The organism is Salinihabitans flavidus (genome assembly GCF_900110425.1).
In the GTDB taxonomy this organism is placed as follows: domain Bacteria; phylum Pseudomonadota; class Alphaproteobacteria; order Rhodobacterales; family Rhodobacteraceae; genus Salinihabitans; species Salinihabitans flavidus.
In genome coordinates this window covers 100,089-108,731 of record NZ_FODS01000012.1, presented here as the reverse complement: position 1 = coordinate 108,731, position 8,643 = coordinate 100,089, and the positions used below count along the sequence as shown (strand labels likewise).

The 8,643-nt window shown below is 57.2% G+C and carries 9 protein-coding genes; all 9 read left to right on the top strand.

The annotated features are described in order from the left end of the window. Positions 1-261 (top strand): transposase (locus tag BMW66_RS11265; RefSeq protein ID WP_139196157.1); only part of this gene is annotated, 261 nt, incomplete at its 5' end. 259 nt (positions 262-520) lie between these two features. Next, on the top strand, positions 521-1,765 hold the full coding sequence (locus BMW66_RS11260) for a CpaE/TadZ family protein (RefSeq protein ID WP_093118501.1): 1,245 nt from the start codon (positions 521-523) through the stop codon (positions 1,763-1,765). Positions 1,766-1,779: 14 nt separating this feature from the next. Next, the gene (locus BMW66_RS11255) at positions 1,780-3,237 is read left to right on the top strand and encodes a TadA family conjugal transfer-associated ATPase (protein WP_093118499.1); all 1,458 of its coding nucleotides are present in this window, start codon (positions 1,780-1,782) and stop codon (positions 3,235-3,237) included. 5 nt (positions 3,238-3,242) lie between these two features. Continuing rightward, positions 3,243-4,211: a type II secretion system F family protein gene (locus tag BMW66_RS11250; RefSeq protein ID WP_093118497.1), complete on the top strand. Its 969-nt coding sequence runs from the start codon at positions 3,243-3,245 to the stop codon at positions 4,209-4,211. 11 nt (positions 4,212-4,222) lie between these two features. After that, positions 4,223-5,188, top strand: coding sequence for a type II secretion system F family protein (locus BMW66_RS11245; protein ID WP_093118495.1), 966 nt, complete (start codon positions 4,223-4,225; stop codon positions 5,186-5,188). A gap of 13 nt (positions 5,189-5,201) precedes the next feature. Then, a complete protein-coding gene (locus tag BMW66_RS11240) occupies positions 5,202-5,765 on the top strand; it encodes a tetratricopeptide repeat protein (RefSeq protein WP_093118493.1) in 564 nt (187 codons plus the stop codon). 31 nt (positions 5,766-5,796) lie between these two features. Next, a complete protein-coding gene (locus BMW66_RS11235) occupies positions 5,797-6,642 on the top strand; it encodes a tetratricopeptide repeat protein (protein ID WP_093118491.1) in 846 nt (281 codons plus the stop codon). A 12-nt stretch (positions 6,643-6,654) separates the two neighbouring features. Then, positions 6,655-7,152, top strand: coding sequence for a prepilin peptidase (locus BMW66_RS11230; protein WP_093118489.1), 498 nt, complete (start codon positions 6,655-6,657; stop codon positions 7,150-7,152). A gap of 122 nt (positions 7,153-7,274) precedes the next feature. Further along, positions 7,275-8,585, top strand: a complete 1,311-nt coding sequence (locus tag BMW66_RS11225; protein ID WP_093118529.1) for an ATPase — start codon at positions 7,275-7,277, stop codon at positions 8,583-8,585. Positions 8,586-8,643: the final 58 nt, after the last annotated feature.

Below are 8,643 nucleotides of genomic sequence, written 5' to 3'. Positions count from 1 at the left end.
TACGACGCCCGCGCGATCCTCGAGCTGATCGCCGCGCATGGCGGACGCGGCCACATCCCGACCCAGCGCGACCGCAATGTGCAACGCTCGGTCGATCCCGCGATCTATCGGCAGCGCAACCTCGTGGAGAGGTTCTTCAACAAGCTCAAACACTTCCGCAAGATCGCGACACGCTACGAGAAATCCGCCCGCAACTATCTCGCTGCGGTGCTCATGGCTTGCTCCCGCCTCTGGGCAAGGCATTATGAGTCCGCATCCTAGGCGGCCTCCTGCGATGTTTCCCGTCTGAACAGCCGCGATCTTGCGCGATCGGCTGTTGGCACAGCATGATACTCTACGCCTTACGGTTGTGAGACCGTCGCCCAATACCGCACAATTTCGGCTTTTTAGCCCCAATGTTGCCCCAGTCTACGGCGATTGTCGTCTCCATGGGAGCAGTGCGCGCGGTGGAAACCGAGCGCCTGGCCAATCCGGCGTATTGTCGTGAGATGGCCCACCAGTAGGTGTAAGGACGTGAAACATGACGAGTAGCGCAAAGATGAATTCGGAACCGAGCCCCATTCTGGCCTGTACGGTCTGCCGGGACGTTCAGAATTTCGACTTGCTTATCGAGGACATGGAGGAAGCTCTTGGAGAGCAATGGGGGGATCTGAACTTTGCCGATGCGCTGCAATTCTTTAACCAGCCTGAGTCTGGTCATCTGGAGTTTATCGCCCTGGCGGTGGACGATTTTGACGAGGACAACCTTCCGTTGCTGCTGGAGATCGTAAAGTCAGCGAAAATGCGGAGAATCAAGACGCTTCTGGTGGCAGAAGACATCACACCGGTCGCACTTCACCAACTGCTTCGCAGCGGCGCGGATGAATTTATTCCCTACCCGCTTCCGACCGGGGAACTGAATGCCGCGATCGGGCGTATCCGCAAGCCCGAACCAGTTGCAGACCAGCCGCAGCCAGCGCAGGTGGCACTTAGCGGCAATGCGCAAAGCCATGAGGGGGTTCTCATCGCCGTCCATGGGCTTGCGGGAGGAAGTGGCGCGACCACGTTGGCAGTCAATCTGGCTTGGGAACTGGCCATCGCCGACAAGGCCGATCCGCCAAAGGTCTGTCTGATCGACCTCGACCTGCAATTTGGATCGGTCTCGACCTATCTTGACCTTCCTCGGCGCGAAGCGGTTTATGAGTTGCTGTCGGATACCGAAGGCATGGACCACGAGGCATTTGGTCAGGCGCTTCTGACCTTTGAGGACAGGTTGCAGGTGCTTACCGCGCCAACCGACATGCTCCCACTCGACCTGATCGGCTCGGAGGATGTGGAGCGCGTGATGGAAACTGCACGGCACCATTTCGATTTTGTCATCGTCGATATGCCTTCGACCCTGGTGCAGTGGTCCGAGGTGGTCCTCAATGCCGCACATGTCTACTTCGCCATGCTCGAAATCGACATGCGTTCGGCGCAGAATGCGATGCGGCTCAAGCGTGCACTTCAGGCAGAGGATCTGCCATACGACAAGCTGAGATATGTCATGAACCGTGCGCCCAAGTTCACGGACCTTTCAGGCAAGGCACGGGTGAAGCGAATGGCCGAATCGCTTGGCATTTCGATTGATGTTCTGATGCCTGATGGCGGACGCCCAGTCATGCAGGCCGGCGATCACGGGTCACCCCTCGCAATATCAGCATCGAAAAACCCGCTTCGACGGGAAATCGCGAAACTGGCCCTGTCGCTCTATGAACTCGACAAGGCGGATACGCAGGCGGCATAAGCCAAGAGGTCAAGATGTTCTCAAGATACAAGAAATCAGCAGGCAAACCAGCGCCGGCGCCTGCGATGGCCGGGGCTGCGAAAACGACCGAGAAAGCCACGGCAGCGCCAAGCTCGGCAGATGAAGCCGTTGTCAAGAATCTGCGTCGTCCCAACCCGACCTTGCAGGCCCGTCCCGCTTCCGCCGACAAGGAACGCAAGCGCAAGGAACGATTGGCGGAGATCAAGCTCGACCTGCACCGCGAACTGCTCGACAATCTCAATCTGGCTGCCCTCGACCAGGCGAGTGAGGCAGATCTTCGCAACGAGATTACAGCAATCGCAAGCGAAGTGTTGCAGGAAAAGTCTATCGTCCTGAACCGCGACGAACGCGCACTGCTCAATCAGGAACTCTATGACGAGGTGACAGGACTGGGTCCGCTTGAGACGCTGCTCAAGGACGACACGGTCAGCGACATTCTGGTTAACGGGCCACAGCAAATTTTCATCGAACGCGATGGCAAACTTCAACTCTCCGACATTACCTTCAAGGACGAAAGGCACCTGCTTCGTATTATCGACAAGATCGTGAGCGCGGTGGGCCGCCGGGTGGACGAATCAAATCCCTATGTGGACGCGCGCCTTGCCGATGGCTCGCGGTTCAATGCAATGGTGCCGCCGATCGCGGTGGATGGCTCGCTCGTCTCGATCCGGAAATTCAAGAAGGACAAGCTCGGCATCGACGATCTGGTGCGATTCGGTGCGTTCTCCGAGGAAATGGCCGCCTATCTCCAGGCTGCGGTCGCCACTCGGCTGAATGTCATCGTTTCTGGCGGGACCGGCTCGGGCAAGACGACCACTCTAAACGCGCTGTCGAGCTTTATCGACAATTCCGAACGCATCCTGACGATCGAGGACACGGCCGAGCTTCAGCTTCAGCAGACCCATGTCGGCCGCATGGAATCCCGCCCCGCCAATGTGGAGGGCAAGGGCGCGGTTTCTCCCCGCGACTGTCTCAAGAATGCGCTGCGGATGCGCCCGGATCGCATCATCGTGGGCGAGACGCGCGGCGAGGAAGTGATCGACATGCTTCAGGCCATGAACACCGGGCACGACGGCTCCATGACGACGATCCACGCCAACTCTGCGCGTGACGGCATATCACGACTGGAAAACATGATTGCTATGGCTGGAATCGAGATGCCGATCAAGGCGGTGCGCAGCCAGATCGCAAGCGCTGTTCACCTCATAGTGCAGGCCAGTCGTCTTCAGGACGGTTCGCGCCGCATGACTTCGATCACCGAAATTACCGGGATGGAAGGCGACGTGATCTCCATGCAAGAGATATTCAAGTTTCAACGCACCGGGTTGACCCCGGAAAACAAGATCATCGGCCATTTCACCGCCACTGGTGTGCGCTCCCATTTCTCGGAACGCTTCCGCATGTGGGGTTATGACCTGCCGCCTTCCATCTACGAACCGACAGCGGGGTAACAACCATGCCGATCAATGCAGAACTGATCATCTACGGCCTTGTTTTCATCGGTGTTCTGGTGCTGGTGGAAGGTGTTTATCTCACAGTTTTCGGGAAATCCATCAGCCTCAATTCCAAGGTCAACCGCCGTCTTGAAATGCTCGACAAGGGGCAGGCGCGGCAAGATGTGCTCGAACAGCTACGCAAAGAGATGGCGCAGCATAGTGGCGTGCGCTCCATACCGATCTATTCGCTTTTGTGCGACAAGGCACAAAAGGCCGCCATCGCTTTTTCTCCACGCCAGCTCATCCTGCTTATGGCGGGGTTGTCCGGGGTTGCGTTTCTTGGTTTGACCATCGGCACCGATTCAGGGCCATTGACGAACATGATTGTTGGACTCGCAGCAGGCGTCGGCGGAGTCTATTTCTGGGTCAGCGCCAAGGCGAACAAACGTATCTCGATGATCGAAGAACAGCTTCCCGACGCTATCGAGCTTATGGTGCGCTCTCTGCGCGTGGGGCATCCTTTCTCCTCTGCGATACAAATCGTGTCGAAGGAGCTTGATGACCCCCTTGCAACCGAATTCGGTATGATCGCAGATGAATCTGCCTACGGCCGCGACGTTGGCGAGGCGCTCAAGGACATGGCAGAACGGCTCGATATGCAGGACATGCGCTTTCTCGCCGTGGCCGTCACGATTCAGCAGCAATCGGGTGGCAACCTTGCCGAGATCCTCGCAGGGCTGTCCAAAGTGATCCGTGCCCGCTTCCGACTATTTCGTCGCGTGAAGGCCATTACCGCAGAGGCCAAGTGGTCCGGAAAGTTTCTCTCCGGTTTCCCGGTAGCCGCTCTGATTTTCATCAATCTCAGCGACCCGCATTATTACGACGAGGTGAAGGACCACGAACTCTTCATTCCGGCCTGCATCGCGGTGGCTCTGTTTCTTGCGGCCAATCTTTTCGTGATGCGCATACTGACCAACATCAAGGTATAGGAGGGGCCGAAATGCTCGATCGAATCATGGATATCTTGACCGGCACGCTCGGCCCTTTCGGACCCCTCATCCTTGTCGGAGGGCTCGGTGTGGCTTTGATCGTTCTGACCATCGTTATGATGGTCAAGGATCACGACGATCCCCTGAACAAGCTCAAGAACGCCTCCGCTGAAGGCACAAACCGAAAGGACCGCAAGGAAAAGCTTCGGCGCGCGTCATCAAATGAGAGGCTGGCAAAATACAAAGCCTTTCTTGAGCCGCAGGACCATGAGGAGCTTTCGTCCATCAAGCTCAAACTCCTTCAGGCAGGGTATCATTCACGCGACGCGGTGCGCTATTTTCACCTCTCGCAATTCGCTCTCGGGATCGGGGGGCTGATATGCGGGCTGGCCTACTTCACGCTGGTCAAGGGCAGCGACGGGGCCACGACCAAACAGATGTTGATGTATGTTCTTGGACCGGGAGGGGCAGGGTACCTGCTGCCGAAATACTGGGTCACACGGCGGCTTGAATCCCGCAAGGAAGAAATCACAGATGGCTTTCCGGACAGTCTCGACATGTTGCTTGTCTGCGTCGAGGCGGGGCAGTCGCTTGATCAATCCATCGTTCGCGTTGCGCGCGAACTCCGGGCCTCTTTCCCCTCACTGGCCGATGAGTTCGAGATCGTTGCCTACGAGATGAAGGCGGGCAAGGACAAGAGCCAGGTGCTCTCCGATATGGGAGAACGTTGCGGTGTTCAGGATGTCTCCAGCTTTGTTACGGTATTGATCCAGTCTTCGACTTTCGGCACTTCTATCGCAGAAGCGTTGCGTGTCTATGCCGCCGAGATGCGCGACAAGCGTGTGATGCGAGCTGAGGAAAAAGCAAATAAGTTGCCAACGAAGATGACCCTTGCCACAATGATGCTGACCGTGCCCCCGTTGTTGATCATTCTGGTCGGCCCTTCGGTGCATGGCATCACGATGATCGGTAAATAGGCTAACAAATCACATGAATTCAATTCTGGGGGGGGGGCTGTTGGTTAGCGCGCTTCTGCTGGCCGCCTGCGACACAGGCGGGCTCGACGCGCACGAAGACGGGCCCTATCCCCCCGGTCGCGCAACAGGCGAAGAGGCCAAGGACGGATTGGTTGTTGGCCATCGCCTGATGGCGGCGGACGAGCATGAGCTTGCGCTCAAGGCATTTACCCGCGCCGCTGCGCAGGACGGTTTGACACCCGACATCCTCTCGGCGCTTGGATCGGCTAATCTCGGCCTGGGGCGCCTTGGACAAGCGGAGGATCTTCTGCGCCGCGCCATCGAAGCGGACAAGGCCATCCCGGAAACGTGGAACAATCTTGGCGTGGTGTTGATGGAGCGCGGCGAAACCGCCGAGGCAGAGCAGATTTTCCGCCGCGCCTACGCGCTCGATAATGGCGAAAGTGACGCGATCCGCGATAATTTGCGTTTGGCTCTCGCAAAAATGGAAAATTCCTCTTATGATGAGGAGGAGAAACAAGAATATAAACTGGTGCGCCGGGGCAGCAGCGACTACCTGATCCGAAGTGCACCTTGACATGAGGCAAGAGCAGTAAAAGGACGCAACAATGCGCCATCCTTTCCTTGTATCCCTGTGTTTGGGCGGTTCCGTGGCGCTTTCGGCTTGTCAGAAACCTGATGACAATTCGGTTGACCGCGCGATCCAGAACGTCAACGCGGTGGACGAAAGCAATCTTTCCGATGTGATGCTGACTGTGGCTGATCCGAACGAAGCGGTGGCCTATTTCAACCGCACTCTGAAGGACAATCCTGACCGAATTGATATTCGCCGCGGGCTGGCCAAGTCTCTGATCCGCGCCAAGCGCCATACAGAGGCGGTGGCCGCATGGGATGAGGTGATCAAACATCCCGACAGCACCAGCGAAGATCGTGTTGATCTGGGCGATGCGCTCATCCGTGCAGGCGATTGGGAGCGTGCTGATAAAGAGCTGGACGCCGTGCCCCCCACGCATGAAACCTTCAAGCGGTATAGGCTTGAGGCGATGGTGGCAGACAGCAACGAGGACTGGGACAAGGCTGACAGCTTCTATCAAACGGCTGTGGGCTTGACCACTCGCCCATCCGGTGTGCTGAATAACTGGGGGTATTCGAAACTGACACGCGGCGATTATGCCGAGGCTGAACGTCTGTTTGGTGAGGCGATCAGACAGGATCAGTCTCTCTTCACGGCGAAGAACAACCTCGTCCTTGCCCGCGGGGCACAGCGTAACTACACCTTGCCCGTGATCCCGATGGTTCAAACCGAACGTGCACAACTCCTTCATACAATGGCGTTGTCCGCGATCAAGCAGAACGATGTGGAGACCGGAAAGGGCTTGCTACGCGAGGCGATCGAAACACATCCCCGACATTTCGAGGCTGCGGTGCGCTCTCTCCGCGCGCTGGAAGGCTGATATGCCAAGCGCATGATGATGATCACCGAAACATCCGCGCTTTGGTTTCTGCCCTTCGTGGCGCCGATCTGCTTTTATGTGGCCTGGAGTGACATGCGCAGCATGCGTATACCGAACATCGCCGTTATGACGCTTTTCGCGGTTTTCGTCGTGGTGGGCTTACTTGCGCTTCCTATGGCGGAATATCCTTGGCGTTTTCTGCAACTGGCAGTCGTGCTTCTGGCGGGTATCGCGCTTAATGCCGCTGGCCTTGTCGGTGCCGGAGACGCCAAATTCGCCGCCGCCGCCGCACCCTTCATACATCCCGGTGATGCACGACTACTGATCGCCCTGTTCGCGGCCACGCTTCTGGCGGCATGGTTGACCCACCGGCTGGCGCGGCATTCCCCGATCTCTCGCGCCTTGCCCGATTGGAAAAGCTGGTATCTCAAGTCCGATTTCCCGATGGGGCTGGCGCTTGGCGGTACGCTGGCGGCCTATCTCGCTCTGGGTGCGGTCTACGGCGCCTGACTTCCAGTCAGGCCGCGAAACATCTTTCCGAGGTGTTTTGCCAAATGGTTCTGGAGAAACTTACCCGCACCGAACCCTGTTCGCGCCAAAATTCCGCCACATCGCTTTGCCATGTCTCCTTCATGAACATGGAAACCACAGCCACTGTCACGGCCCCGCCCGCCCCGCGCCGCCTGGAGGACATGAACCTTCCGCTGGTGATGATGCGCGATATTCTTCTGAAAACCATGTTCCGGAAGAATGTGGACATGGTCAGCGATCTGGCGCGTGCCATCTGTCTGCCCTCCGCGGTGACGCAGGAGTTGATTGACATGAGCCGCGAACAACGTCTGATCGAGGCCACCGGCACACTAAATGCTAATAGCGGCAACGAAATGGGTTATCAGCTTACCGATGCCGGCAAGGCCCGCGCGCTCGACGCGCTCTCGCAGTCGGAGTATTTTGGAGCCATGCCGGTGCCACTGGAGGTTTACCGAGAGCAGATCAGGCGTCAGTCGATTCGAAACATCCAGATCACCCGTCAGCAACTGACCGACGCGATGGGGCATCTGATCCTGCCGGACTCGCTTCTAGACCACCTCGGCCCAGCAGTAAGCTCCGGCCGTTCTATCCTGATGTATGGTCCGCCCGGTAACGGGAAAAGCTCAATCTCCAATGGAATCCGTGACGCGATGGGCGATAAGGTCTATGTGCCCCGAGCCATCGAGTATGCGGGCCAGGTCATCACCGTTTATGACCCCATCGTCCATTCCAAGGCAGAAGAGGAATCCGACGACCCAAACAGTCTGCGCCGCCGCCGTGGGTTTGACCGGCGGTATGTTCGCTGTGACCGGCCCACGGTGATCACTGGCGGCGAATTGTCGCTTTCGATGCTCGATTTGGTCTATAATCCGACCGCCCGCACTTATCAGGCACCGCTTCAACTGAAATCGTCCGGCGGGATCTTCATCGTCGATGACCTGGGGCGTCAGGCTGAACCGCCACAATCGCTGATCAACCGATGGATCGTCCCGCTTGAGGAAAGCAAGGACATCCTTTCTCTTCAATCCGGTGAGAAGTTCGAGGTGCCTTTCGATACGCTGGTAATCTTCTCGACCAACTTTCATCCCAACGCGATATTTGATCAGGCCGCGTTGCGTCGGATTTTCTACAAGATCAAGATCGATGGTCCCAATCAGGAAAACTTTCTCAAGATATTTGCGCTGGTGGCACGGAAGAAGGGTCTGCCACTTGACGAAGGCGCGCTCATTCACCTTTTGAATGTGAAATACCCGACCATCGACAATGTCTACGCCAACTATCAGCCGGTTTTTCTCATCGATCAGATGATTGAAATTTGCAAGTTTGAAGGTATTCCCTACAAAATGAGCCCCGAACTCATCGACAGAGCCTGGGCCAACATGTTCGTGTACGACGAGCAAATAGTGAGGTGAGACTGTGACGGCCCTTGCTCACCGTGGAGCCCCGGCAAACACTGGACAGGTTGCCGGG

What these genes read in the sequence shown, in the direction of transcription:
- BMW66_RS11225 (WP_093118529.1), top strand. Translation starts at nt 7,275, where the DNA reads ATGAACATGGAAACCACAGCCACTGTCACGGCCCCGCCCGCCCCGCGC.
- BMW66_RS11240 (WP_093118493.1), top strand. Translation starts at nt 5,202, where the DNA reads ATGAATTCAATTCTGGGGGGGGGGCTGTTGGTTAGCGCGCTTCTGCTG.
- BMW66_RS11245 (WP_093118495.1), top strand. Translation starts at nt 4,223, where the DNA reads ATGCTCGATCGAATCATGGATATCTTGACCGGCACGCTCGGCCCTTTC.
- BMW66_RS11235 (WP_093118491.1), top strand. Translation starts at nt 5,797, where the DNA reads ATGCGCCATCCTTTCCTTGTATCCCTGTGTTTGGGCGGTTCCGTGGCG.
- BMW66_RS11255 (WP_093118499.1), top strand. Translation starts at nt 1,780, where the DNA reads ATGTTCTCAAGATACAAGAAATCAGCAGGCAAACCAGCGCCGGCGCCT.
- BMW66_RS11260 (WP_093118501.1), top strand. Translation starts at nt 521, where the DNA reads ATGACGAGTAGCGCAAAGATGAATTCGGAACCGAGCCCCATTCTGGCC.
- BMW66_RS11250 (WP_093118497.1), top strand. Translation starts at nt 3,243, where the DNA reads ATGCCGATCAATGCAGAACTGATCATCTACGGCCTTGTTTTCATCGGT.
- BMW66_RS11230 (WP_093118489.1), top strand. Translation starts at nt 6,655, where the DNA reads ATGATGATGATCACCGAAACATCCGCGCTTTGGTTTCTGCCCTTCGTG.